Here is a 26,061-nt window from a genome sequence, read left to right on the forward strand (position 1 = left end):
CGGCGATCGCTCCGTTCAGCGATGCAGGTGTTTCCGCAGAAAAGTGTCGATGCGGGTGAGTTCCTCGGGGGCCGTGAAAGCGGGGCCCCCATGGGCGCTGCCATACATCACTTCGAAGTGCACGGGTAAGCCGAGCCTTTCGTAGGCGCCATGGATTTCGTGAGCTTGGTTGATCGGCATCTGGGGATCCTGATCGCCGTGGCTCAGGTAGAGTGGGGGATCGCGAGCATCAACGTGGTAGACCGGGCTCGCAAGCTTGGCCATTTCCGGGACGTTTTCGGGCTGTCCACCGATGAACAGATCGAGCGCTGGTTTGCGCACGTTCAGGCCGTGCGGAGTGGATTGCGGGAGAATGGTGAGCAGGTTGCTGGCGCCGTAGAGGTCCACGATGGCCTGCACCTCGGATGACGTCTCGAGGTCGTCGCCCACGTTGCCTTCGAGCACCGCGGATTGATTGCTGACGCCGACCAGCGCCGCCAAGTGACCACCGGCGGACGATCCTGCGATCACGAAAGGCGTAGGGGGCAGGTTCAGTTCGTCGGCATGGGCACGCAGGTAGCGAATGGCGGCCTTGATATCGTGAATTTGTGCCGGAAAGCGGGCGTCTCCGGACAGCCGGTAATCGACGCTGGCGACAGCCCAACCGTGCTGCGTCATGCCTTTCAGATCCACGCCCGTGCGATCGCCGCCGCGCCACGCTCCACCATGCACCCAGATGATCACGCCGACGATATCGTCCGTTGGCCTATATAAATCGAGCGCAAGTGTGTGCTCCTCGACGGAGGCAAAGGTGAGGGTTTGTTCGCTGACGGGAGGAGCCGCGCCCAGCGGAAGAAGTATTCCGAAAAGCGAGACACGAAGGAAGCGAAACGATGTCATGGGGCGACGCGAAGACTGGTCGAGAAACGCGGAGCATAGCGACTCCGCAAGACGCTGCCCGTTGAGCGCCGACAACTTTTAGGGGTGCAGTGATGGGGGATATCGATTTGCTGCGATAGCCATGAGCAACTTGCTGCGAACCGCGTTTTTCCTGGGAACCATGTTGCTGGGGATCTCCGGGGTCCGAGCGGCGGATTGGATCAAGTTGGAGGCGGAGGATGTGACGGTCATGAGTGATGGGCGTCGCAGTAGCGTGGTTGAATTTGCCAAAGACTACGTGGCGTTTCGCACTGCGGCTCATGAGTTTTTCGGCCGGCCGGGGATGGCACGGCCGAAGTCGTTGATAATCCTGCATACGCGCGGCCGCGATTTCCGCGATTACGTGGCGACTTCGCAGAAGAATCGGGATCTCTTCAGCTTCTCCACCGAGGTGGATGGCCGGGCGGTGTCGGCGATGACGCGAAGTTCGAACTGGGAACACACGTTTCGACTCGCGACGGAGTTTGATACGATCTGGTTGATGCGGCGCTACGGCTGGGCGTTGCCGACATGGATGTCGCAGGGCAGCGGGGCGGTGATGTCCACCGCGTATGTCGATCGTGATGCGAAGGTGGTCGTGGGGAAAAGCACCACGCTTGCCCACAAGTGGAAGAGCGGTCACATGATCCCGTGGGAACGTTTTTTTAATATCGGGCGAGGTTCGGCGGAATACAAGGGGGACAAAAACCAAGGTGCTTTCCACGCGCAGGCGTGGGGGCTGATGCATTGGTTGTTGTTGCGGGACGACGCGGGACCGCAGCGGTTCCAAGCCCTCGCGGAGGAGTTAAAGGAGCGGTCGTGGCTGGAGGCTGTGGTCGAGGTGGGCGGCGTGCCCATCGACGATCTCAATAAAACCCTGCGGCGCCATGTGCGGAGCCGACTCCCGACCCGCAGCTTCCCGTTCGATGCGGAGGCGGTGGAACGTTCGTTTGTGATCACCGCGCTGGATCGGGCCGAGTTGTTGGCGGCCCAGAGTGATGTGGCAGCGGCATCGGGTGAGGCGAGTCGCGCCGATTTGTTATACTTCGAAGCGGCCGGTTTGGCCCCGAACTTGCCGGCGGTGCTCGAGGCGGGCGCGCGTCGACTGCGCCGGTTGGGGGAATGGGACTCCGCCATCGATAAATATAAGGCGGCCATCGCAGCCGGCACGACCAACGCCAACGCTTATGTGGAAGTGGCGGAGTGGCGTTTGAATCGTAGCAGCAGCCAAATGGGTGGCGGAATCCCCGCCGTGATGGAACCCGCCACGGCCGAAGTGCGACGGGCGCTCGAATTGAGTCCGGGATTGGGCGAAGCCTATCGGTTGCTGGGTCGGCTGGCATATCTGGCTCCGGAGCCCGACCCGACGGTGTTGGCAGAGCTGAGTCAGCGCGTAGGGCCGGATTTTTGGGGAATCCAGGCCCGTTTTTATCGGGGTCTGCTGTTGAATCGACTGGGCCGAACGCAAGCCGCCGTGCTGGAGATGGAGATCGTATTGAGTCAGGCGGAAGCAGGTTCGCAAACCGCCGAAAATGCGCAGTCGCAATTGCAGCGTATTCAACTCGCGCCGTTGCGAGCCGACGTGGATCAGGCGTATCAGGATGGCGACTACGAGAAAGCCTGGGCGCTGATCGATGCCTGGGAGGCATCCCCGGCGAACCGACCGGAGCATGCCGCGGAAATTTTGACCATGCGACATCGCATCAACGACCGAAAAAAGGTGGTCGAGCAACGGGCCTTGGATCGCGAGATGCGCGAGCTAAACCGTTTGCTCAAGGCCAAGCAGTATCGCTACGCCCAGGAAAAAGCGCGTGGTCTCCTGCAGACCGAGCACTCGGAGACGCTGCAATTGGCTTTCACGCGATTGGCCAACCAAGTTGATGCGATCGCGACGATGCAACTGGTGCGGGCGACCAATGCCGATGGGCAGTGGGCCGAAACCATTGAACTGGCGGAGACGTATCTGGAGCAGGCTCCCCCCGATCAAAAATACCGTGACCAGATCGAAGCCGGGTTGGCGGAGGCGCGACAAAACCTCGCGAATGCGCCGACCTCAAATTGAGGCAGCGTCGGCCGGGGGATCGCTGGCCCAGACGATGAGCCAGCCGGATTCGTCGTCGACGTAGACAAAGGGCGAGGCCTCGTCGTTGTCGGTCTCCACGTATTCAGCGTGGGCAGTGAAAGCGAAGTGGCTTTCGAGTTCGGCCCACGGTTCGTGGGGGGGCGCGTGGTTGGCGGCCACGACGGGCGCGGTCGAAAGAGGGACGTTTGAGTTCGGCAGGGGTTGGCCCTGCCAGACCACCAATGCGACGGCGGCCACGGCGGTGAAGGGCACGGCGAAACGCAGGAAGCGTGACCAACTGATGGTGCCGCTCGGGGCCGATTGAGTTTGGCGCAATCGGCGGCGCACGGCGTGCCACTCGGTTTGGGCATCGGGCACGGTGACGCGGGCGGTGGTCGCACGCCAGGTGTCGACGGCGGCCGCGTAGGAAGTTTGCACGGCCCGGCACTCGGCACACGCCGCCACGTGGGCGAGCAGCGCCGGATCGCCCGCGATGCCTGCGGGGGCGTCACGGGCGGCCAAAAGTTGGTCTTGGGCAGTGCGGCAGTTCACGAAACAGATTTCCTTTTACCACCGACCCCGGTTGGGAACCCAGACTTTTTCGCGACGATGGGTCCAATACCCGCGCTCGAAGTGGCGCACGCGGTTGCCCCAGCGGTCGTAGGTGTAGTAGGTGCGTTTGGGGATCCAAACTTTGACGGTGCGGTAAGTCCAATGGCCGCGGTGGCGATCGTTGTGACCGTGACCGTAGTCGCGATCGCGGCCGTGGTCGCGACCCCGGTCCCAATCGCGTCTGCCGCGATCGCCGTGATCGTTGCGGTCATGTCGATCGCCGCCGCGGTTTCCCCGATAATCTCCGCGGTCGTGACGACCGCGATCAGAGTGGTGATAGGACACTTCGACGAAGCCGTCGCCGTCGAGGGCGTTGTCGATGGCGGCGCCGATCACGACGCCTCCGATAATGCCGCCCAGGATGGCGGCTTCCTTGTCGCCGAGGGCGGCCGCCGGGCGGGGGGCGAAGGCGACGGTGGTGATGGCGGCGAGAGCAATGAGGGTGTTTTTCATGGTAATCTCCAAGTTAAGTTCACCCGTTGGGACGGCGCTCGCGTTCGCCGTATTCATTTTGAGGCCAAATTAATCTTCGGCGGGCGGTTGCGGTCCGAAAAATTTGAACCCTTACCACCTGACGAACGCTCTTTCTCGTTCGCTTGCTTCTTTAGCTTTTCCCCTCGGATTTCGGAATGCGGGGATAACGAGAAAGAATCAGGATAAAGACGAAAAATGCCGTAACGCTCCTCAGCGGTTACTCCGCGATCACGATCACGGCGTAAACCTCGTGGTCGTTGCGCGAGGGACCACCGAGAACGGCGGGGACTCCGGGGCGCAGGACGAGGCCGGTGCGCATGAGCGAGTGACCGCCGCCGGTCCATTCGAGCTGCACGCGCACGCGGTCGCCTTGGGAAGCCTCAGTGCTGACGGTGAGTTGATGTCCCTGTCCCAGGTTGATTTTACCCTCACCGGGTTTGGCCACGCGGGCGCGGCCGGAGCCGAGTTGTTGGAAACTCTCAAAGCGCAGGATGCGACGCAGCGTCGACTCGTAGGCCGAGAGGCTGCGGTCGGTTTTGCCGGGTTCGCGGGAGGCCGAGACAAGAATCGCGCGCAGGGAAACGGTGTCGCCATCGGCGGCGAGGGCGGGGGTGCTGAGGCCCAGCAGCAGGGCGCACAGGAGGGAAAGACGGATGACTATTCGCATGGCGTTTCGCGGAGTTTTTGGGCGAGCAGACGGCGGGCGTTAAAGAGGCGGGACATCACCGTGCCGCGACGACAACCGACGGCGACGGCGATTTCGTCGTAGGATAAACCCTGAATCTCGCGCAAGGCGAGCACGGCGCGTTGTTTTGGTGGAAGGGTGTTGAGCACGGTTTCAAAGTGGGTGCGACGTTCGTCGGCCTCGATTTGTTCAGGCGCGACCGGATCTTCGTCGACGGGTTCGAGGTAGGTGGTGGTCTCGCCGTCGTCGTCCTCGCGTTGAAAGGGCAGGAAGCGGTCGAACCAGCGCTTGCGTTTGCGCAGGTGGTCGAGAGCGCGCCGACTGGCGATGGGATGCAGCCAGGTGGTGAACTTCGAATCACCGCGGTAGTTGCCGATTTGTCCCCATACCTTGATCCACACTTCCTGGGCGAGGTCGCGTGCATCGTGCTCGTTGCGCACGATGGTGAAAACGGTGCGAAACACCGTTTCGTAGTGCAGCTGCATCAACTCGCCAAACGCCGCTTCGTCGCCTTGGCGGGCGCGTTCGATCCAGGCGGCCTCGGGGGGCGCGATGTCCTCGGCCGATTCCTCCATGGGAGCCAGATTACGGCGATGGAAGAGCCCCGATCAGGGACCGCGAGGCACCACGATCGGGCCACGCCGGTCGTAGTCATAGTAGCGATCACCGTAGTAGGGGAGGTCGCCTTTCATGGTGCCATAGGAGATAATGGCGTGAAAGCGGCCCTTGGGGTCGCTGATGATGGCGGTGGCCGAACCGCCGTAAAAGGAGCCCTCACTGCTAGCCCCGACGGTGAGCGTCACGGAGCCGTGCACGTCGAGTTTCGGTCCGTCGTTTTCACCCATCATGTCGGCGTCGGTCGCGGCGCCCCGATTGCGACCGCGTTCGCTGCGCGTGATGTAGGGAACGGCCGGAGTATCGGCGAGAAACCCCGCGATGTGTTGGTCCAGGCGTTCACGCTGGTCGTCGCTGAGACGATCGACGCCGGTGGCTTTGAGTTCCTCCGCACTGCGACGGGAGCTGAAGGTGCCGGCAAACCCACTGACCCCACCGGCGCGGGCGGAGGCCACCTCATAGGCGACGAGATTTTCGAGATTGGCTCCCTCTTGTTCGGAGAGTTCGTGCACGCCCGTGGCGAGACGCTCATCGGTGGCCATGCGATCGAGGAAATCGATCGAAGGCGTCCAACCTTGGTCCTGCGCCGCGGCGGCACACCCGAAGGCGGCGATCAAAGCCGAAAAACGTAAAAATGTGAGTAGGGCGCGCATGGCGTTAAGAGGGCTGGGGCACGGGAAAGTTCCCCCGGCGGGGGAAGGAACACCCGCCATGCTGAGCGCGGTGGATAAGGAAATCAACCTTCGTGCTCCGGTCGGTGGGGGGGCGGAGCCCTCAGACTCGGCGTCGCCTCCGCGTTGAGAGAACCGATCAGTCCGGTGAGCGGGAGCTCGATATGGACCTGCCAAACGCCCCGGCGGTGGACGCGGTAGCTCCATTTGCCGTCCAGCTGTTGCACCCGTTGTTCGATGTTGCGCAGGCCGTTGCCCGGGGTGGCCGCAGTCGATGCCGTGAGTCCGTCGTTTTCCCACGCAATGACCATGAACCCGGCCTTACCCTCGATTTTAAGTGACGTGTGTTGGGGGCGGGCGTGGCGGGCGGCGTTGCTGACCAGTTCGCGCGCGATGTAGTAGACGTGGAGTTGGGCATCGCGCGTGAGCCCGTCCAGGACGCTTTCTTCGATCGAGAGATGGGCCGACGTCTGGGAGATCGATCGCATGTAGCGCTCGAAACGCTGGAGCGAGGTATCCAAATCCTGATCGCGCAGCTCCTCGGGTTCGAGATCCAGCAACAGATTGCGCAGGTCGGCCGAACATTCGGTGAGAATTTTGCGGATGGAGTTGAGTTGTGCGGCGTCGGGACGACGGCCGTCCTGCGAGGCGGCTTCGAGTGAGCTGATCTTGAGTCCGGCGGCGTAGAGCGACTGCAGCGGACCGTCATGCAAATCGGAGGCGAGCCGCAATCGAAGGGCTTCGTTGGACTCGCGGCGGTGCGACTCGTCGGCGGGGTCGATCGCGGAGATCCGTCGACGAATCTCCTCCTGCAGCATGCGACCTTGGCGAAACTGGGAGGCCAGCAGACGAGCGATCTCGCCGAAGTCGGATTTCGATACCAACAGATCGGCGAGGTGGAGCGGGTTGCGCGATTCGAGACTGCGCGTGATTCGCCCGAGGGGACGGACGATGGTGAGACCGATGAACAGCCCGAGGAGCACCAGCAGCACGGCGATCCCGATGGCGAGGACCAGGACTTTTTCGCTGAGCTCGTGCCGCATGTGGGTGATGGCAGCGGCGTCAAACTGACCGTCGATCGTCGCGATCGCGGTGCCGTCCAATCCCGGCATGTTGTGGTGGAAATGGTAGGCGCCCGCATCGTGGTCGGCCGCTTCTCCGGTGGTTTCCCGCGGCGGGATTTGCACCCGCAGTTTCGCTTGGCACAGCGCGCCGATGCGGGCGAGCCAGGTGTCGTCCCAGCGTTTGGCGATCAACAAATAACCGGTGACGGGAGTTTCGTTGCGCCAGAACTGCGGGTCCTGCACGGCGGCGCCGAAAACCTCCCATACCGAGCCGTCGATGATGGTGCGGTAGTTGAACTCGAAGTTGTCGCCGATGACTTGGCGCAGTGTTTCCGCGGATGAAAACGGCGGGGGCGGCCGACGGTAACCGACATCGATGTGATGGATCAGCTCCAGGTCGGGGGTGAGCACCCACAGGGCATCCGGACCATTGGGCATGCCGACGATGATATCGAGGTTGGCGGAAGCCCACTCCTCATCGCGCGCGGTGGTGTATTGCACCATGTCGTCCCACCACGAGTAGCTTGAGACGAGGCTGCGCAACCCGTCTCCCTGCAAGACGGTCGCACTGGCAAAAAACGCGTGATGCTCGGCCGTGCGGCTGGCGATGAGGGCGTTGATCTGACTGCGGGTTGACCGATACGTCAGTCCGATCGCCATCGCGATGGCGACGAACACAATGAAGAGGATGAAGCTGAACCGACCGAAAAGGTTCACGGTTTATAAACGGGTGGCGCGACGGCGAGTAGCTGAACGAGCGGCAAGTCACTGGCCTAAAGCACGTGAGGTCAACTCCCCTCCCGGACCATGGCCCACCTGGATTACTGGTGAGGTTTCGCAGCTTGGGGCCATCGAGGCAGCACCACGCCCAGCATCCAGACACTCACCCAGATGAGCGCGTAGAACTCGCGGCCATCGACGATGGTTTCATCCGTCATGTGCCACTCTTGGGTGAGGGCGGTGAACGGCGTGTGCCATGCGCCCAAACGCAGGTAGTGGATCTCCCAAACGGCGCACACGGCGATGAGGGCCCAGCCCAGCCAGCGCACGGGCTTGCCACGGGCGGCGAGTCCCGTGGCCGTGGCGGCCGCCAGATAGAGCGCGATCCACGGAGCCGGAGCCGGGTCGTTGTATTGGACGCCGGCGGAGAGAAGAAACAACACGGCCATGATGCCGTGGGCGATGCGAATGACGAGGGGCATGGGGCGGGGAGGGGGAGAAAATTCAGCGGGAAACGGACCGTGTTCAACTATTCTTCGTTCACCTCCAGCCCACGTTTGGTGAGCAGGGGGGCGATGTCGGGGTCGCGACCGGCGAAGTCGCGGAAGAGTTGCATGGGGTCGGCGGACTCGCCGCGCGAGAGCAGGGTGCGGCGGAAATGATCGCCGTTGGCGCGGGTGAGACCGCCGTTGGCCTTGAACCATTGCACGCTATCGGCGGCGAGAACCTCGCTCCAGAAGTAGCTGTAGTAACCCGCTGAATACCCGCCCGCGAACGCGTGACGGAAATAGGGCGACCGGTAGCGGGGAGGCACGGCGGCGATGTTCAAGCCGGCGCGGGAGAGGGCGGCGTCTTCAAAGGCCATCACTCCTTCCGCGGTGGTGGGCACTTCGTCCGGCGTGAGTTGATGCCAGGCTTGGTCGAGCATGGAGGCGGCGAGTTGTTCGGCGGTCATGAAACCTTGGTTGAACCGGGAGGCCGCTTCGATTTTGGCCAGCAGGGCGGAGGGGATGGGCTCGCCGGTCTGGTAGTGCACGGCGTAGTGCGCGAGGGTTTCGGGCCAGGTGCGCCACATCTCATTTACCTGTGAAGGAAACTCGACGAAATCACGCGGCACGCTGGTGCCGGCGAAGCGCGCATACGTCACGTCGGAGAGCATGCCGTGGAGGGCGTGGCCGAATTCGTGGAAGAGGGTTTTGGTTTCGTCCCACGTCAGCAACGTCGGCTCACCGGCGGGCGGTTTATCCACATTGAGATGGTTGCCGATGACGGGACGACCGCCGAGGAGATCGGATTGGATGACGTAGGAATTCATCCAAGCGCCGCCGCGTTTGGTGGGGCGGGCGTAGACGTCGAACAGGAAGTAGGCGAGGGTCGAGCCGTCCGCATCGCTGATCTCCCACACGCGGACATCGGGGTGATACACGGGCAGGTCGGGCCGGGGTTGGAAGGTGAGACCGTAGAGTTGGTTGGCGGCGTAAAAAACGCCGTCGATCAACACGCGATCGAGTTCCAGATAGGGGCGCAGTTCTTCCAGATCGTAGTTGTAGCGGGCGGCGCGGACCTTACCGGCGTAGAATGCCCAGTCCCAGGCGGCGAGGGTGAAGTCCTGGCCGTCGGCGATGATGGCGGCCTGAAGATCGGCGATCTCCCGTTGGACGTTGGCAGCGGCGGCCGGGGCGAGTTGGCCGAGCATGGCGTTGACGGTCGACACATCGCGGGCGGTGCGTTCCTCCAGCGCATAGTCGGCGTAGGTGCGGTAGCCGAGCAGTTGGGCGAGTTCGCCGCGCAGCCGCGCAGTTTGGGCGACGAGCAAGCGGTTGTCGAATTCGCCTCCGCTGCTGTCACGGGCGAGGGATACGGCGAGAAGACGTTCGCGCACGGCGCGGTCGGTGAGCGAGGCCAGCGCTGGTTGTCCGCTGGTGTTTTGCAGGGCGAGGAGATACTTGCCATCGTGACCGGCGGCAGTGGCGGCTTCGGCGGCGCCCGTGATCGCGGCGTCGCTCAAACCGTCGAGTTCGGCCGCCGTGTCGACGAGCAGCGCGGAGGCATTGGTTTCGGCCAACACGTTTTGGTTGAAACGGGTGCGCAGGGTCGCGAGTTCGGCATTGATGACCTTGACGCGGGCTTTGTCGGCATCGTTGAGCCGAGCGCCGCGACGCACGAAGGCGGTGTGGATTTTCTCCACCAGGCGCACGGATTCGGCATCCAGATCGAGCGTATCGCGTTGCGCGAAAAGCACGTCGACGCGGGCAAAGAGTTGGGGATTGAGATAAATCTCGTCCACCAAAGCGGCCTCCGCCGGAGCCATCTTGGAATCAACGGCCTTGAGGATCTCGTCGGTCACGGTGGCGTTGAGGTTGGAGAAGATGCGATCGATCCGGGCGTAGTTTTGACCCGAACGTTCGAAAGCGAGAAAGGTGTTGGCAAACGTGGGGGCCTCGGGGTTGTCCGCGATCGCCGCAATCTCGGCGCGTCGTTCGGCCATGGCCGCGGTGAAGGCGGGCTCGAAGTGTTCCGATTTGATCAGGTCAAACTGCGGATACCCGAAGGGGAGAGGACTGGCGGAGAGGAGAGGATTTTCATCCTGGTCCATGTCGTCTGGCCGCGAGCAACCGCTGGCGGCGAACAGTGCGCCGATCAAGACCGGGAGAAGCGGCCATCGGGTGAAGTGTGAATGTGAAAAGCAAGCGCGTGTTGGCATCGTTGAGTTGGGTTGGGCAAACGATGAACTCCAACCGCCGGGCAGAGCAATCTCCGCCCCACCTGTCACGCGTCTTGAACTTGCTTCACCGGCGTGCGGTGGCCATCAAGTTGTCTCGAACCTTCGCTCCCAGCGAGAGTTACAAACTACCCCTCATAACGTAACAGCCAACCGACGTGTTGTGTGCTAAAACTATCCCGCCCGCTGGCGGCAACGCTATCGCCCGCGTTTCCGGAGGTTTACGCCCTCCTATCCCTCAACCTCTGCCCGATTCAACATGACTGCTTGGTGGACCGCTCTCTCAACTGATCTGCAAATTTTCTACGCGATCGGTATCATCGCGTTAGCGATCACCTCGATTCAACTCGTGCTTTCGCTCATGGGAGTCGCCGGTGACGCGGCGAGTTTCGACCTCGATCTTGATCTGCCCGATGCGGATTCCTCGTCGGGTGCCGGCATCCTTTCTTCGCAAACCTTGGGGGCATTTTTCCTCGGGTTCGGCTGGGTCGGTGCCATGGCCCGCAGTTCCGGACTGAGCCTGTTGCTGTCCGTCGCTCTCGCGATCGCGCTGGGCGTCGCACTCATGTTCGCGATGTTTTATCTCATCCGCCTGCTGCTGAGCCTGCAGTCCAAGGGCAACTTGGACTACGCCACGGCCATCGGCGAAGAAGCCACCGTTTACGTGACGTTGCCGGGCGACGACCAAGACGGCGGCGGCCAGATCCAACTTATGATTCAAGGCCGCACGCGTGTGGCCAGCGCGCGCAAGGCCAGTCCCGGCGTAGCTAAACCCGGCGACCGCGTGCGCATCACCAGCATGCTCGGCCCGACCACTTATAACGTGGAATCCATCTCCAACACTCAACCCCTTCAATAACTATGCCGTCCTACACCATCCTCATCGGGAGTGGCGCTCTCGTCCTCTTTTTCTTTGCCACGATCATCGCGTTTGCCACCCGCTACAAGCGGTGTCCGTCGGACCGCTTGCTCGTCGTTTACGGTAAGATCGCCGGCGGCAAATCCGCGAATTGTTACCACGGCGGGGCGGCCTTCGTGTGGCCCATCATCCAAGGGTATCAATACCTCGATCTCACGCCGTTGCCGATCGACATCCGCCTCGAAGGCGCGCTCTCCAAACAGAACATCCGCGTCAACACGCCCTCCACTTTCACCGTCGGTATTTCGACCGAACCCGGCATCATGGAAAACGCCGCCGAGCGCATGCTCGGTCTCGGTCTCAACGAAATCAAGGAACTGGCGAAGGACATCATATTCGGCCAGATGCGTGTCGTCATCGCCACGATGGACATCGAGGAAATCAACGCCGACCGCGACAAGCTGATCGCCAACATTTCCATGGGCGTCGAGGTCGAGCTCAAGAAGGTCGGCCTGCGCCTCATCAACGTGAACGTGCAGGACATCACCGATGCCTCGGGTTACATCGATGCGCTCGGCCAGGAGGCCGCGTCCAAGGCCATCGCCGAAGCCAAGGTGAAGGTCGCTCAGGCCCATCGCGATGGTGACATCGGTGCGGCCGAAGCGCAACGCGATCAACGCGTGCGAGTAGCCAGTGCCGATGCCGTTGCGACCGAAGGTGAGAACACCGCCAAGGTGACCGTCGCCAATTCCAACGCCGAGCGCCGCATGAAGGAAGCCGAGGCCGAACGTCTCGCCATCACGTCCGAAAAAGTCGCTCAGGCCAACGCGCTCAAAGATTCATACGTCGCGCAGGAAGCGGCCGAAAAACAACGCGCCACCAAGGAAAAAGCGACCCAGGAAGCCAACGTCATCGTGCCGGCCCAAGTGAACCGCGAAAAAATGATCGTCGACGCCGAAGCCAAGGCCGAACAAATCCGCCGCGTGCAAAAGGGTGAAGCCGACGCCGTCCGCCTCCAAAAGCAGGCCGAAGCCGATGGTCTCAAAGCGGTGAAGCAAGCCGAGGCCGATGGTCTGCGTTTCAAGCTCACCGCTGAAGCCGATGGCACGCGTCTCAAGATGCTCGCCGAAGCCGAAGGCGTGGAAGCCGTGCTCAAGAACAAAGCGAAGGGCTTTGCCGATCTCGTCGCCGCCTTCAGCAGCGAAGAGCAGGCGCAACTCATGCTCGTCATCGAGCAATTGCCCAAGCTCGTCGAAGAGCAGGTCAAGGCCGTCTCTAACCTCAAGATTGACAAGGTCACCGTGTGGGACAGTGGAGCCAGCAAGGACGGAGGCAAAGGAGCCACCACCAACTTCCTCTCCGGTCTCATCGGATCATTGCCGCCGCTCCACGAAATCACCAAAAACGTCGGCGTCCAACTCCCGGAATACCTGGGGAAGCTGACGGGAGAAGAACCGGCCGTCCCGAAGCCATCGCCGAAATCGAAAGGTGAAAACCCCGACGATCCCAAGTCGTCCGTTTAAGCCGCAGCAACGCTGTTTTTAACCCGGAGACGCAGAGACGCCCGCTGGTTCCTGTCCCGCTATAGAGGTGGGGCTTGCCCTGGTCGGCCAGTAGGAGCGCGCTTGCGCGCGATGAACGCGGTGCGTTGCCACTGAGAGGCAAGCGTTATCGCGTGCCAGCACGCTCATTTTCTAAATAAGACAGGCGGTTTATCGGCGGGCGTCGCTATGACCGATTTCCCCTGAGCATGCTGCTTGTTAAAACGTGGTGCGCTCTGCGGCTCTGCGTTAAAGACCGTCTGCGTCACCCGTCCAGCCGACACACGTAAACGGTGCTGTGCGAATCGCGGTGGAGGAAGGGATTGGGGAACGCGACGACCGTCGTTTCGACGTGCGGGAACACCGCGCGCAGGTTGGCCAGAAACTGGTCTTCGGGCGGGTCGTCCGACCACAGGCCGAAGACGCCGCCGGGATGGATCCGCGATGCGAAAGCGCGCAGTCCGGCTTCGCTGTAAAATTCCGCATGGCGCGGGTGCAGCAGGTGGTCGGGAGAGTGGTCGATATCCAGCAGGATCGCGTGGAACTTTCGGTTGGGTTCGTCGGGATCGTAGCCCGGTCCATCCGCCGCTGAGATGGCGAACCAATCGCCGTGCACGAACCGGCAGCGCGGGTCGGCCGTGAGTTTGGGACCGAGCGGCACCAGACCCTTGCGATGCCAGTCGATGACGGGCTGCAAGTAGTCGACCACGATGAGCGACTTCACGTGCTCATGCTGCAGGGCCACCCACGCGGTGTAGCCGAGACCCAGGCCACCGACGACGACGTCGGGGGCGGGGTGATTGAGCGCGGCGAGACTCAGGTTGGACAACTCCTCCTCCACTTTGGTGAAGAGCGATGACATGAGGTAGTCGTTACCGAGCTTCACCTCATGAATCTCGCGGTTGTCGAACATCTTGAGCACCTGACGGCGCAGGCTGACCGGACCGAGCGGAGTTTCTTGGTAATCGAGTTCTTCGAAATTGGCGGACATAAAAGGGGGGAGCGTGGGCGGTGAAATCAAACGACCGACGCGCGGTCGATCAGGTGGACGGGCAGCAAGGTGCGTTCGGGGGTGGGTTTTTCTCCGGCCGCGAGTCGCAGAATCAAATCAACGGCGCGATCGGCCATGTCCGGGAGGGGTTCCAACACGGTGGTCAGCGGGGGCTGCAAGAGTTCCGAAATGCCGGGAGTTTCCCCCGCCACCAACGCGATGTCGTCGGGGATTTTTTTATCCAGAATGTAGGCGAGCACGTGCAGGCAGTTAACTCCCTGCAAGCTGGAGCCCGGCGCGATGATGGCATCGGCCCCGGCGCGGACGATGCGCGCGATCCAACTGCCGTAGGCGGTGGGGGTCTCAAACTCATCAAAGAGTTTGAGCAAATAGTCATCCGGAGTCTGCCCGGACTCGGCGATGGCACGGCGAAGTCCGCGCTGCCGTTCGACATTGGGGAGCACGTTGTTGGCGACCATCGCGATGCGTTTTTTGCCGTGATCGACGAGATGTTTCCCTGCCAGGTAACCGGCGTTTTCGTGATCGGAGCAAATGGCGTGGTAGTCACCATCGCCGTCGAATCGATCCATGTAGACGATGGGAATGCGTTTCTCCAACTCCTTGAGCAGGGTGAGCATCTCGCGATCATACGTCACGGCGATGATGCCATCGAGGAAGGTGGCGGGCAGTTCGTTGTGGGGGTCGACGGGGAGCAGCACGCAGGCGTTGTTGCGCGCCAGGGCAAAGGACAGGTGGGAGGTCAGTCGAGCGGCGTAGCCGGAAATACGGTCCGGATAGTTGGGCTCGGAGAGCACCGCGATCTGCTTCATGCGCACGCCGGCTTGTGGGCGCATGTCGAGTTGGCGCGCGGCCTTGAGCACGCGAGCGCGGGTGTCCGAATTCACCCGGTCTCGATTGTTGAGCACGCGGCTTACCGTGCCGGGTGAAACCCCCGAAAGCTTGGCCAAATCATAGATGGTAGGCCTTTTTTTGGGCGCGAGGCTTTCGGAGGAGGCGTCAGATCGAGGCATGAGGAGGGCGTGCGTGAATAACCGCTAAATCGGCTCGGTTGGGTTAGTTATCATAGGTGAAACGAGCTTCGTCAATGAGCTGAACTTACCTGCTGGGAAAGAATCAGTGGCGAAAAAAATCTAAAAGTATTGCAGATCATAAAACAATTTAACAACTTCCCGATCGCACCCCGACTACCCCGTCGCCGACCGCTTATGGTTTTTCGGATCAGTTTATCCGGACAGCCCCTTTCGGCATCCGCGACCCAGATCTACACCCCTCGACCCTGAACACCCCTTTTGTCCGCAGCGTTTCGGCTGTGGGCAGACTTCCCCAACACTATGAAAGTGAACCTCCCCATGTCTGCTCGGGCGCAATGTCCGAGTCTGCGCACCTTGCTTGGCGGCCTGTTGATGGCTTCAGCCGGCCATGTGTTTGCCCAAACGGCGGCCAGCGGCGCCGCTGACGATGCGCCCGAAGATTCCGAAATCGTCGAGCTTTCGCCTTTCACCATCAATGCGACCGAAGACAAAGGCTACCGTGCCACCAGCACGCTCGCCGGGTCCCGGATCAACACCAGCCTCAAGGATGTCGCATCATCGGTGAGTGTGGTGACCGCTGAGTTCCTCAAGGACACCGCCGCGACGGATATCAATGATGTGTTTGCCTACATGGGTAATACGGAAGGCACGGTAAACTACACGGATGCGCCAGCGCAGGGCATTGGTGGTTTTGCCGACAACACGGCTTCCAGTCCGATGACAGCCAACCGCGTGCGCGGTCTGGGCAGTGCGACGCTCACGCGCAATTACTTCGCGACGATCGGGGGTTCGCTTGGTTTCGATGCCTACAATCTCGACCGGCTCACGCTGAACCGTGGTCCCAATTCCATTCTCTTCGGTCTCGGTCAGCCCGCCGGTATTATCGACTATTCGCCGAAGCTCGCGATGTTGAACCAGGATTACAACGAAGTGAGCTTGCGCTACGGCAGTCAGGGCGACGCTCGCGCCACCTTCGATTTCAACCGTACCATGGCCGACGGTAAATTCGCCGTGCGCGCCACCGCCCTGTGGGCCGACCGGGGTTACGAACAAGAGCCGTCCAAATACCAAGATGCCCGTTACTTCCTGACGACGTCGTGGAAGCCCTTTGATTCCACCACGATTCGGGTCAGCTACGAAAACGCGGATCAATACCAAAACAACCCCAACTCGATCACGCCCATCGATCAGGTTTCGAGTTGGATCGCGGCGGGCCGTCCCACCCATGATCCGTCCCAGGGCAATGGCACGGGGCAGTTTGGCACGCTCACCGGGGAAAGCAGTTACCTCATGGCCATGGGGGCCGACGGAGTGCCGCAATATTCCTTCCAGGAAGGAGCCAACGGAGACACCTGGGCGACGTGGTGGCAACCGTGGCGCGATGGCGTGTTCGTGCAGACCGCGCTCGGTTTTGGGGACGACAGTTTTCTGCCGTTTCACCAGCTCAACCTCAATCCCATGGTCAATGACCGGCAGCTCGATACCTTCACCGTGGAATGGGATCAGGAAGTTTTGCCGAACCTGTTTTTCAACGTCGCCTACATTAAGGAGGATCTCTCGTCCCGCGGGCTCAACTTTACCCGCTCCAACGAATTCGGCGTCTTCGTCGACGTGAATGAAAACCTCCCCGACGGCCGCACCAATACCAACTTCGGCGGACTGTTCATTCCGCAGCGTTCGCTCGATAATCTCAACATCGGCACCAACGACAACGAGTCCTACCGGGGCACCGCCACGTGGCAGCTCGATTTTACCGAGCGCGATGGTTGGGCCAAATGGCTCGGTAAGCACCAGATCACCGGCTACTACGAAAACCGCGAAACCGGTTACGAGAGTGACGTCTACAACGAGATTCGCGCGGGTTCGCCGTCCTATCTTTGGCCCGCCGATCGCATCAACGACGGCCAATGGCAGTTCACGCGTCTGCGCTACCTCGGTGGCACGGTCGACTCGCCGTCGGCCTCCGGCCTGTCGATTCCCCACACGCTGCTGGGTGCGACGCCCAACACTTACTACAATTGGAGCACCAACCAATGGACGGGCGATGTGCTTGAATCCATTTGGGGGCACAAACGTCGCGACCTGGGCACCAGCGAGATCACATCTTCCGCCGAGGTGTGGCAGGGCCGTTTCTGGAACGATCGCATCGTCGCGCTCGCCGGCTGGCGTCAGGACGAAAACACCGAGGCTCGCGTTTCCTCGACCGCGATCAACTCGGCCACCGGCCTGTTGATTGTGGATGACACGATGCCAGACCCCGAAAGCGTCGCAGGTGACACGTTCACGTGGGGTGGGGTGTTCCACGCCCTCCCTTGGCTTTCGTTCCACTACAACGAGTCGGAAAACTTCATCGCGGCCGCCGCCAATCTCGACATCTTCGGCAACGTCATCCCGCCGCCTTCCGGCACCGGCAAGGACTACGGGTTCTCGCTCAATCTCATCGAGGACAAGCTGAACATGAAGTTCAATTGGTATGAGGTGAACCAGGTGAACTCCCGCATCTCCAACACCGGTCCCGACATCGCCGCCCAGTGGGAGCTGCCGTGGTTTGACCAGGTCGTGATCCCGCAACTCGCCGCCCAGTATGGCGAGACCCACACGCAGTTTTTCTCCACCGCCATGTGGGGTGACAACGCCATCGAAGAGACGGCCGACGTCGCCGCGAAAGGCACGGAGGTCGAGATCACCTACAACCCGACCCCCAACTGGCGCATCATGGCCAACGTGTCCCGCCAGGAAGCGGTCAATGCCAACATCGGCGCCGGACTCTCCCAGTGGATCGAAGAAGTGCTGCCCACCTGGCAATCCGCGGTTTGGTGGGATGGTCCCGAAACCTTCGACGCCGGCTGGGGCGTCAATGGCAACCTCCAGGACTACTTCACCAACTTCAACTCCGGTCGCATCCTCGCCACTTACAAGGCCGAGGAGGGCAAACCCAACCCGCAGATCCGCGAGTGGCGAGCCAATGTCATTTCCAACTACAGTTGGTCCGAAGGGGCGCTCAAGGGCTGGAATCTGGGCGGTGCGTTGCGGTGGGAGTCGGAGTCCGCCATCGGTTTCCGCGCCATCACCGATATCGTCGGTGGCAGTGAACAACTCGTCGCCCTCGATCTCGACGATCCCTACACCGACGGGGGCAACGTCTACCTCGATGTATGGTTCGGTTACAGTCGCCGCATCATGAACGATCGCTTCAACTGGAACGTGCAGGTCAACCTGCGCAATCTCACCGAGAGCAAGGGCTTCACTCCCATCAACGTCGACTCCGACGGCACGCCCTCGGTTTACCGTATTCAGCAAGGTCGCACCTGGTTTATCTCCACCACGCTCGACTGGTAAAAAGGGGGTTGGCTTCCGCGCCCACCCGTTGAGCAATGAAGGTCTCCCTGGACGTATCCTGGGAGGCCTTCTTGGTTTTCCGTTCAAGCGCGGTGTGCTTCACTGGCCGCCGCATCGGTATGGCTCTCCCGCACTTCTCCCGCTCCCCATCGTTTGCCCCGGCTCGCGCCCGGCGCTGCAGTCGACTGCTCCGGCCCTTGGTGGCCGCTGCCGTGATTCTGCTCGCGGCGTGTAGTCGAACCACCGATACGGCGGCGGTGACGCCGCCGCCGCGCCCGGTGCTCGATGCCTTTCCCGCCGCCTGGCGCGAACGCGTGGACGCCGCCGAGACAGCGCTCGCGCGCACGCCGGAGGATGCCTCCGCCTGGTCGCGCCTCGGTCGGCTCTATCACGCCAATAGTTTTCTGGTCGAGGCGCAGACGTGCTACGAACAGGCCGTGGCAATCGACCCCGCCGATGTCGGTTCCACTCGCTACCTCGCGGACGTCGCGCGCGAGCAGGGAGACCCCGCCGCCGAGCAGCGTTGGCTGGCCGAGACGGTGCGACGGCAACCCGCCTACGTGGCGGCGCGTCTGCAGCTCGCCGAGCTGCACTATAAAACCGGTGAACGCTCCGCCGCGCTCACGGCGTTTCAGGACGTCCTGCAGGAGTATCCGAACAATGGTTACGCCACGATCGCGTTGGCCCGCGATGAACTCGCGCAAGGTCGATCCGACGCGGCCCGTCGCCGGCTCGAAGCGTTCGTCGTCGATAACGCCGGATGGTCCTCGGCCTACGCCGTATTGGCGCAGATCCATGCCGCCACCGGTGACATCGAGCGGGCGGCGGCGCTGCGCCAACAAGCGCGTGAGCGCAAGGATCCCCTGCCGGACGATCCGTGGATGGATGCGCTGCACTACGACAGTTTCGATCTCACGCGACTGGCTATTACTTTTGAAGAGCGCGTGAAATCCGGCGACGGCACCGGCGCGGGTCGCATCCTTGAACGCATGGAAACCGTGGCACCCGATCATTGGATGGTGCGACGGTTTCGCGCCGTCGCGCTGGGCCGTCTCGGCCGTCATCGTGAGGCCGCCCTCGACTACGAGGCCGCCCTCGCGGCGGGAGGTGATCTCGCGGTGCTTTATCCCGCGGCGGTCACGGCGTGGCGCGCCGCCGGTGAGCTGGACCGCGCCACCCAACAGCTCCGCGCGGGATTGGAGGCGACCCCTCGCACCGTGGCGTTGTGGATCTTGGCGGCGGATATGGAGCGACAGGCGGGCGATCTGCCTCAAGCCCGTTCGAGCCTCGAAACGGCCCTTCGTCTGGCGCCCGATAACGTGGCGGCTCTGCGTGAGTTGGCGTCATTGCATTGGCAGGCCGATCGGCGGGCCGACGCCGGATTGTTGTTGGAAAAGATTCGCCGCCTCGCGCCCGACGATGTCGCGGCGCGGGCGATGTTGGGCCAGTTGTTTTATGAAGCCGGGCAACTCGATGACGCCATCACGGTGCTCACCGAAGCCGTCGCCTTACATACCGACTCGTCGCGAGTGATGCCATTGTTGGCGGCAGTGTGGCTACGCCGTGGCAATGACCATGCTCGCGCCGGTCGCACGACTGATGCCGTGGCGGACTACGACCGCGCCATCGCGGCGTGGCCGACCTACGCCGAAGCCTACACCAACAAAGCCAAACTTTTCCTACGGCAGGGAGAATCGCGCGCCGCGCTCGACGCGTATCGCCCGTTGGTGGATCGCGATCCGCGAAATCCGGTCGTGCACCTCACCTGGGGCGACATCCAGGCCGCCGCCGGAGAGCGTCCCGCCGCGGTGCAGGCCTGGCGGCAGGCCCGGTCATTTCTCGACTCTGCTTCTGATCCCGCGCTGCGGTCCGCCATTGATTCCCGACTGCCATGAACCGACACGGTCTTCGCTGCGCGTTTTTCTTCGGTGGATTGATTCCGGCCGTGTTGCTCTCTGCCGCGCTCGAAGACGTCACCACAGCCAGCGGGCTGGTCTATCAACACGCGGATCAAGCGACGGTGCCCTTGCGAGGCGCCACGGAAGCCGGCCGCATCACCAAGACCGTCGTGTCCAATCACGCCGGAGCCGCTGCGGTCGATGTTGATGGCGATGGCTGGACAGACTTGCTGACCGCACGTTACGACGCGCCGCCGCTGCTTTTTCGCAATCGCGGCGACGGCACCTTTGTCGACGAAGCGATAGCGAGAGGCCTGGGCGCCGCGGTCAATGCCGCGGCCTTTGGGGCGGGCGATCTGGACAATGACGGCGATGCCGACCTCGTGGTGGTGATGCATCGCGGCTCGCGCCACTTGCTGTTCATCAATGATGGCACTGGTCACTTCACCGAACAGGCCGTTGCGCGCGGCGCGGCGGTGACCTCTGCGCTGGCCGACCACGAAAGCTACAGCGTCGGGCTGGTGGACTACGATCGGGACGGCTGGCTGGATATTTACGTCAGCGAATGGGGCGTGCCCGACACTGCGGAAAACGCGTTGCACTCGGTATTGTTGCGCAATCGGGGAGCCGTCGCACCGGCGCACTTTACGAATGTCACGGCGGCCGCGGGGTTGGTGCAGCCGCCGGTGGGGAAGGCGGAGCATTTTGCGTTTTCTTCCGCTTGGGCCGACTTTGACGACGACGGTTGGCCCGATCTCGCGCTGGTGGCGGATTTCGGGTCGAGTCGGATGTATTGGAATAATGGCGACGGGACGTTCACCGACGGCACCGCCGCGTCGGGCCTGGCCCGGGAGGAGTTTGGCATGGGGGTGGCGGTGGCGGATTACGACGGCGATGGTCGGCTCGATCTGTTTGTGACTTCGATTTACGAGCCGTTCTTTCACCAGCGCAGTGGCACGCACGAAGGCAACAAACTGTATCGCAATCTCGGTGACCGCCGTTTCGCCGAGGTGGCGACCACCGCCGGCGTCGATCGCACCGGGTGGGGGTGGGGGGCGGCGTTCTTCGATTACGAAAACGATGGTGATCCGGACCTCATGGTGGCCAACGGCATGGACGCGTCCGAACTCGGTCCGGCGGGGCCGTTCTACGCGGCATTGACCGATCAAACCGCGTTGCGACAAAACGACGGCAGCGGACGCTTCAACGACTTCTCCAATATTGCCGGCGTGCGCGACACGGGCCTCTCCAAGGCGGTGGTGGTGTGGGACTATGACAACGACGGCGACGAGGACGTGCTGCTCACGCAAACCTTTGGCCCCGCGATGGCGTATCGCAACACGGCCACCGCCAACGGCAACCGTTGGATCCGGTTTAAGTTTCGCGGTCATGCGTCCAATCGCTCGGGTTATGGGGCGGTGGTGACGGTTTCCGATGCCGGGGCCTCCCGCACCAATCTGTTCAATCCCACCAACGCCTACATCGGCCAGCGCGAAGGCGCGTTGCATTTTGGATTGGGGGCCCATGCCGGTAGCGCGGTCGATCGCGTCACCGTGCGCTGGCCGAGCGGCGTCGTGCAGCGGGTCGAGAACCTGGCTACGAACCAACTGCACGTGCTCGAAGAGCCCGATCTCGCACCGATCGCGCCCGTCTTTACGACGCAACCCACCGGAGGCGAGTTTGAGCTGAAGCAAAGAATCGAACTCTCCGTCGAAGCGACCGGCATCCCGGCGCCGATTTATGAATGGAAGCGGGACGGCGTCACCATCGCGGGCGCCACCGGCCAATCCTTTACCATCGAACGTGCCCAGCCCATCGACGCCGGCCGTTACACCGTGGTGGCGCGAAATCCGCAGGGAACGGTCGACAGTGACGCGGCGGTGATCGAGATCGCGTTCGATCCGGGGCAATATTCCGTGGCGCGGTGGTGGAATGAATTTTTGCTCGCCGCGATACGGAAGGACTATCCCGACCCGCCGGTGCACGCGCGGAATCTTTACCATTTGTCGGCGGTGTTTTGGGATACGTATTGGGCTTACCATCCCGAGGGATGGAGCCGGGCGGAGCCCATTTTCAGCGAAGAGACGATAACGGCCGCCGGCGTGGTCGGAGGGCGCGAAGCCGCGCATCATCAAGCGACCTGTTACGCGGCCTATCGGTTGCTGACGGAGCGGTTCCGACTCAGCCCCGGAGCGGCGCGGTCGTTGTTCGGCTTTCGTTGGTTGATGGCGCAGTTCGGTTACGACCCCGACCATACGCTCACCGCGGGCGATTCTCCGGCCGCGGTCGGCAACCGCATCGCTGCCGCCGTCTTGGCGGCGACCCTCGACGACGGCGCCAATGAGCGCGGGCGTTATGCCGACCTCACCGGTTATGCGTCCGTGAATGAGCCGATGATCGTGGCGACGCCCGGGACCGCCATGGTCGATCCCAACGCGTGGCAACCTCTCGCGCTCGCGTATGCGATTTCCCAAAACGGCATCCCCATTGGCGAATCGGTGCAGACGTTTGTCGGCGTCAATGCGCGCAACATGACGCCGTTCGCGCTCGTCAAACCCACGCCGACGACGTTTGCCATCGATCCGGGGCCGCCCCCTCAACTCGGCACCGCCACCGATGCCGACTTCAAAGCCCAGGCGCTTGAGGTCATCGCGGTTTCCGCGCATCTCGATCCGGCCGATGGTGAGACGCTGGATATCTCCCCCGGCAGCCTGCTCAACAATCCCCTCGGCACGAATGCGGGCACCGGCCATGCGCTCAACCCGGTGACCGGCGAGGCCTATGTGCCCAACATTGCACTACACGCGGACTACGGTCGGGTTTTGGCCGAGTTCTGGGCCGACGGTCCTTCCTCGGAAACGCCACCGGGACATTGGAATGTGCTCTTCAATGAGATCGCCGATGACCCTCGGCTCGTGCGCCGCTACGCCGGACAAGGCGCGGAGCTCTCCGCCTTGGAATGGGATGTGCGGGGTTACCTCGCGCTCAATGGTGGTCTCTACGATGCCGCCCTCACGGCGTGGGGCGTCAAACGCATCTACGATTCCGCGCGCCCGATTTCGATGATCCGTTACATGGGAGGGTTGGGGCAGTCCTCCGATCCGGCGCAACCGTCGTATCATGCCGACGGCCTGCCGTTGGTGGAGGGCATGGTGGAGGTCATTACGACCGCGAGCGCGGCGACCGGCCAACGCCACGCCCATCTTTCCGACCACATCGGCGAGGTGGCGATTCGCGCCTGGGCGGGCAAGCCTGCGGATATTGCGAGCGAGGTCGGCGGCGTGGATTGGATTCTCGCCACGACCTGGGTGCCGTATCAGTTGGACACCTTCGTCTCGCCCGCCTTTCCCGGATACGTCTCCGGTCACAGCACGTTTAGCCGCGCCGCGGCCGAGGTGCTGACCCTGCTCACAGGCACGCCGTTTTTTCCCGGTGGCCTGGGCGAATTCCATTTTGATCAAAACGACTTTCTGCGTTTCGAAATCGGGCCGGCCGCAGATATTACGCTGCAGTGGGCCACCTACTACGATGCCGCCGACCAAGCGGGTCGGTCCCGTCTTTATGGCGGTATCCATATCGCCGCCGATGATGTGGTCGGGCGGATGCTGGGGTCGCAGGTCGGGATGGATGCATTTCTCAAAGCGCAGGCTTTGCGGCAGGGGCGGGCGGTGCCTCGCGGACTGCTCAACCTTTCCACGCGTGGGCGCGCCGGCGCTGGTAACAGTGTGCTGATTGCGGGTTTCGTGATGGGCGGGGACGAGTCAAAGGAAGTGCTTTTGCGCAGCGTGGGTCCCACGTTGGGCCGTCTCGGAGTCGACCCGGTGGTTCGCGATCCGCGGCTCGCGCTGTATCCGGCAAATGCCACCGAATCCATCCAGAACAACGATGCATGGCACGCCGGACCGCGTGCTGACCGCGTGGAGGAATTGAGCCGTGAAGTGGGCGCGTTTGCTCTGGACGCGAACTCGGCCGATGCCGCCGATGTCGCTACGCTCGGCCCCGGCGGATACACCGTGATCAATGAAGGGGCGCAAAGCCCGGACGAAATCGTCCTCACCGAGGTCTATGGACGCGATCTGGTCAACCTGTCCACGCGCGGTGAGGTGGGGGACGGCGATGGCGTGTTGATCGCGGGATTTGTGATCGAGACCGCCGATCCCGCGTTGGTGTTGATCCGGGGGATTGGTCCGTCCTTGGCTCCGTTGGGCGTCACGGGCGCGTTGCTCGATCCGCGTCTCAGTGTCTTTCGTCGTTTGCCGGACGGTAGCACCGAATTGATCGCGTCGAATGACAATTGGCAGGATGACGCGCGAGCTTCGCTCACGCTCGACGCGAGTCATCGCGCCGGGGCCTTCGCCATTCCATCAGCCAGTGCGGATGCGGCGCTGGTGCTCCAGTTACCCAGCGGGGTTTACTCCGTCCATGTCTCGGGCGCCGACGGCACCTCGGGCATCGCCCTGGCCGAAATTTACCACGTCGAATGACGTCGTCACCGCACTCCCGGTGGGGTTGAAACATTCGACCTGTGGCTCCGCATTGCTTTTCTTCGTGACCCCCTTGTTTGCCATGTCCCGATTTGTTGCTCCGTCTGCGGTTCTCGCGTTGCTCGTTTTGACGATCGGGTGTGGCCGACCAGTGTCACGGGAGTCGGAGGTGTCGTCTTCGGAGACCTCGTCTCTGCTCACGCCGATGTTTCTGCAGACTCAATCCATCGGTGCACCCAGGACGGAGGAACCGTGGATCACTGATTTGACGGTGGCCGATCTGGATCAGGACGGCACGCCCGATGTGATCGCGACCGAAGGGCGGCGACATCTTGTGTTGTGGCTGCGGCGTCAGGCTGATGGCACCTTCATCGAGCAACCCATTGGCGAACCGGTGGCCGGAGCGGTGCACGCTGAAGTGGTCGATATCGATGGCGATGGCGACAACGACGTGCTCGTGGCCAGCATGGGATACGTGCCGCCGAGCAACCAACGCATCGGCGCGGTGGTGGTGCTGGAAAATCTCGGCGACATGACGTTTCGCAACCACGTTATCATCGAAAACACCTATCGGGTGACCGACGTGCAGGCGGGGGATCTCGATGGCGACGGGGATCTCGATTTGGCGGTGGGGAAATTCGGCTACCTGGAAGGTCAGGTCACGTGGTTGGAGAACCGCGGCAATTGGCAGTTCACCGAGACGTCGCTGCTCGAACTTTCCGGTGCGATTCATACGCCCGTGGTCGATATCGATGGGGATGGTGACCTCGATATCATCGCGCTGATTTCCCAGGACTGGGAGGAAGTCTACTGTTTTCAAAACGACGGCAAGGGTCGCTTCACCTCGCGAGTGCTTCATGGTTCCACCAACAAGGATTACGGCAGCAGTGGACTAACCGTCGCCGACCTCGATCGCGACGGCGACCCCGACCTCGTCTACACCAACGGCGACGGGTTCGACTACTCCACCCCGGGGGCCCGACCGTGGCACGGCGTGCAGTGGTTGGAGAACGATGGCCGGGGCAGTTTCCGTTATCATCGCATCGGCAACTTTGCCGGCGCCTATAGTCCGCTGGTGATCGACTTCGATGGGGATGGAGACCGCGACATCGTGAGTGTCAGTGGATTCAACGATTGGACGAACCCGGCGGCGGTGACGATGGTGTGTTTCGAAAACGACGGTCAGCAGCGTTTCACCGCGCGTCCGCTCGCGTTCAATCCGTCGCATCTGATCGTGATCGACGCCGCGGATTTCGATGGCGACGGCCAACTGGATTTGGTGACCGGCAGTCTCGGATTTTACCCACCCTATGAGCGCGCCGGTCGCATCGATCTGTGGCAACGACGGTAGGACCGGGGCCCGCGCTCGAAGTCT

General features: G+C 62.3%; 18 protein-coding genes. 7 read left to right on the forward strand and 11 right to left on the reverse strand.

What is annotated here, in order from left to right:
- Window positions 1-15: 15 nt before the first annotated feature.
- Window positions 16-879, reverse strand: a complete 864-nt coding sequence (locus tag PXH66_RS00500; protein ID WP_330929273.1) for an alpha/beta hydrolase — start codon at window positions 877-879, stop codon at window positions 16-18.
- Between the two features lie 121 nt (window positions 880-1,000).
- Here PXH66_RS00500 and PXH66_RS00505 point away from each other — a divergent pair, with 121 nt between their 5' ends.
- The gene (locus PXH66_RS00505; protein WP_330929274.1) at window positions 1,001-2,959 is read left to right on the forward strand and encodes a tetratricopeptide repeat protein; all 1,959 of its coding nucleotides are present in this window, start codon (window positions 1,001-1,003) and stop codon (window positions 2,957-2,959) included.
- Here PXH66_RS00505 and PXH66_RS00510 read toward each other — a convergent pair.
- From PXH66_RS00510 to PXH66_RS00545, 8 genes are all read right to left on the reverse strand, one after another.
- A complete protein-coding gene (locus PXH66_RS00510; RefSeq protein WP_330929275.1) occupies window positions 2,951-3,511 on the reverse strand; it encodes a hypothetical protein in 561 nt (186 codons plus the stop codon). The genes PXH66_RS00505 and PXH66_RS00510 overlap by 9 nt on opposite strands.
- 15 nt (window positions 3,512-3,526) lie before the next feature.
- On the reverse strand, window positions 3,527-4,024 hold the full coding sequence (locus PXH66_RS00515) for a hypothetical protein (RefSeq protein ID WP_330929276.1): 498 nt from the start codon (window positions 4,022-4,024) through the stop codon (window positions 3,527-3,529).
- 238 nt (window positions 4,025-4,262) lie between these two features.
- Window positions 4,263-4,712 carry a hypothetical protein gene (locus PXH66_RS00520; protein WP_330929277.1) on the reverse strand — a complete coding sequence of 150 codons (450 nt, stop codon included), beginning with the start codon at window positions 4,710-4,712 and terminating at the stop codon, window positions 4,263-4,265.
- Entirely contained in the window at window positions 4,703-5,305 is a 603-nt protein-coding gene (locus PXH66_RS00525) for an RNA polymerase sigma factor (RefSeq protein ID WP_330929278.1), read from the reverse strand. Before PXH66_RS00525 ends, PXH66_RS00520 begins: the two co-directional genes overlap by 10 nt.
- A 33-nt stretch (window positions 5,306-5,338) precedes the next feature.
- Window positions 5,339-5,998 (reverse strand): hypothetical protein, encoded by a 660-nt coding sequence (locus tag PXH66_RS00530; RefSeq protein ID WP_330929279.1) that lies wholly within the window; start codon window positions 5,996-5,998, stop codon window positions 5,339-5,341.
- Between the two features lie 83 nt (window positions 5,999-6,081).
- Window positions 6,082-7,797, reverse strand: coding sequence for a CHASE4 domain-containing protein (locus PXH66_RS00535; RefSeq protein WP_330929280.1), 1,716 nt, complete (start codon window positions 7,795-7,797; stop codon window positions 6,082-6,084).
- Window positions 7,798-7,901: 104 nt separating this feature from the next.
- Window positions 7,902-8,282 carry a transmembrane 220 family protein gene (locus PXH66_RS00540; protein WP_330929281.1) on the reverse strand — a complete coding sequence of 127 codons (381 nt, stop codon included), beginning with the start codon at window positions 8,280-8,282 and terminating at the stop codon, window positions 7,902-7,904.
- Window positions 8,283-8,329: 47 nt separating this feature from the next.
- Window positions 8,330-10,396, reverse strand: coding sequence for a M3 family metallopeptidase (locus PXH66_RS00545; protein WP_425609079.1), 2,067 nt, complete (start codon window positions 10,394-10,396; stop codon window positions 8,330-8,332).
- A gap of 385 nt (window positions 10,397-10,781) precedes the next feature.
- On the opposite strand from PXH66_RS00545, the gene PXH66_RS00550 reads away from it, so the two are divergent.
- Both PXH66_RS00550 and PXH66_RS00555 read left to right on the forward strand, forming a co-directional pair.
- Window positions 10,782-11,381, forward strand: coding sequence for a hypothetical protein (locus PXH66_RS00550; protein ID WP_330929283.1), 600 nt, complete (start codon window positions 10,782-10,784; stop codon window positions 11,379-11,381).
- Window positions 11,382-11,383: 2 nt separating this feature from the next.
- Entirely contained in the window at window positions 11,384-12,904 is a 1,521-nt protein-coding gene (locus PXH66_RS00555; protein ID WP_330929284.1) for a flotillin family protein, read from the forward strand.
- 283 nt (window positions 12,905-13,187) lie between these two features.
- Here PXH66_RS00555 and PXH66_RS00560 read toward each other — a convergent pair whose 3' ends face one another.
- Window positions 13,188-13,913 carry a polyamine aminopropyltransferase gene (locus PXH66_RS00560; protein ID WP_330929285.1) on the reverse strand — a complete coding sequence of 242 codons (726 nt, stop codon included), beginning with the start codon at window positions 13,911-13,913 and terminating at the stop codon, window positions 13,188-13,190.
- A 26-nt stretch (window positions 13,914-13,939) separates the two neighbouring features.
- Window positions 13,940-14,944 carry a LacI family DNA-binding transcriptional regulator gene (locus PXH66_RS00565; RefSeq protein ID WP_330929286.1) on the reverse strand — a complete coding sequence of 335 codons (1,005 nt, stop codon included), beginning with the start codon at window positions 14,942-14,944 and terminating at the stop codon, window positions 13,940-13,942.
- 339 nt (window positions 14,945-15,283) lie between these two features.
- On the opposite strand from PXH66_RS00565, the gene PXH66_RS00570 reads away from it, so the two are divergent.
- From PXH66_RS00570 to PXH66_RS00585, 4 genes are all read left to right on the forward strand, one after another.
- Complete coding sequence (locus tag PXH66_RS00570; protein WP_330932190.1) at window positions 15,284-18,304, forward strand: TonB-dependent receptor plug domain-containing protein; 3,021 nt, start codon at window positions 15,284-15,286, stop codon at window positions 18,302-18,304.
- 119 nt (window positions 18,305-18,423) lie between these two features.
- Window positions 18,424-20,199 (forward strand): tetratricopeptide repeat protein, encoded by a 1,776-nt coding sequence (locus PXH66_RS00575; protein ID WP_330932191.1) that lies wholly within the window; start codon window positions 18,424-18,426, stop codon window positions 20,197-20,199.
- On the forward strand, window positions 20,196-24,686 hold the full coding sequence (locus PXH66_RS00580) for an FG-GAP-like repeat-containing protein (RefSeq protein ID WP_330929289.1): 4,491 nt from the start codon (window positions 20,196-20,198) through the stop codon (window positions 24,684-24,686). Before PXH66_RS00575 ends, PXH66_RS00580 begins: the two co-directional genes overlap by 4 nt.
- An 82-nt stretch (window positions 24,687-24,768) precedes the next feature.
- The gene (locus tag PXH66_RS00585) at window positions 24,769-26,037 is read left to right on the forward strand and encodes an FG-GAP repeat domain-containing protein (RefSeq protein ID WP_330932192.1); all 1,269 of its coding nucleotides are present in this window, start codon (window positions 24,769-24,771) and stop codon (window positions 26,035-26,037) included.
- The last annotated feature ends 24 nt before the right edge of the window (window positions 26,038-26,061 follow it).

Origin of the sequence: Synoicihabitans lomoniglobus (genome assembly GCF_029023725.1) — a bacterium.
GTDB classification, from domain to species: domain Bacteria; phylum Verrucomicrobiota; class Verrucomicrobiia; order Opitutales; family Opitutaceae; genus Actomonas; species Actomonas lomonigloba.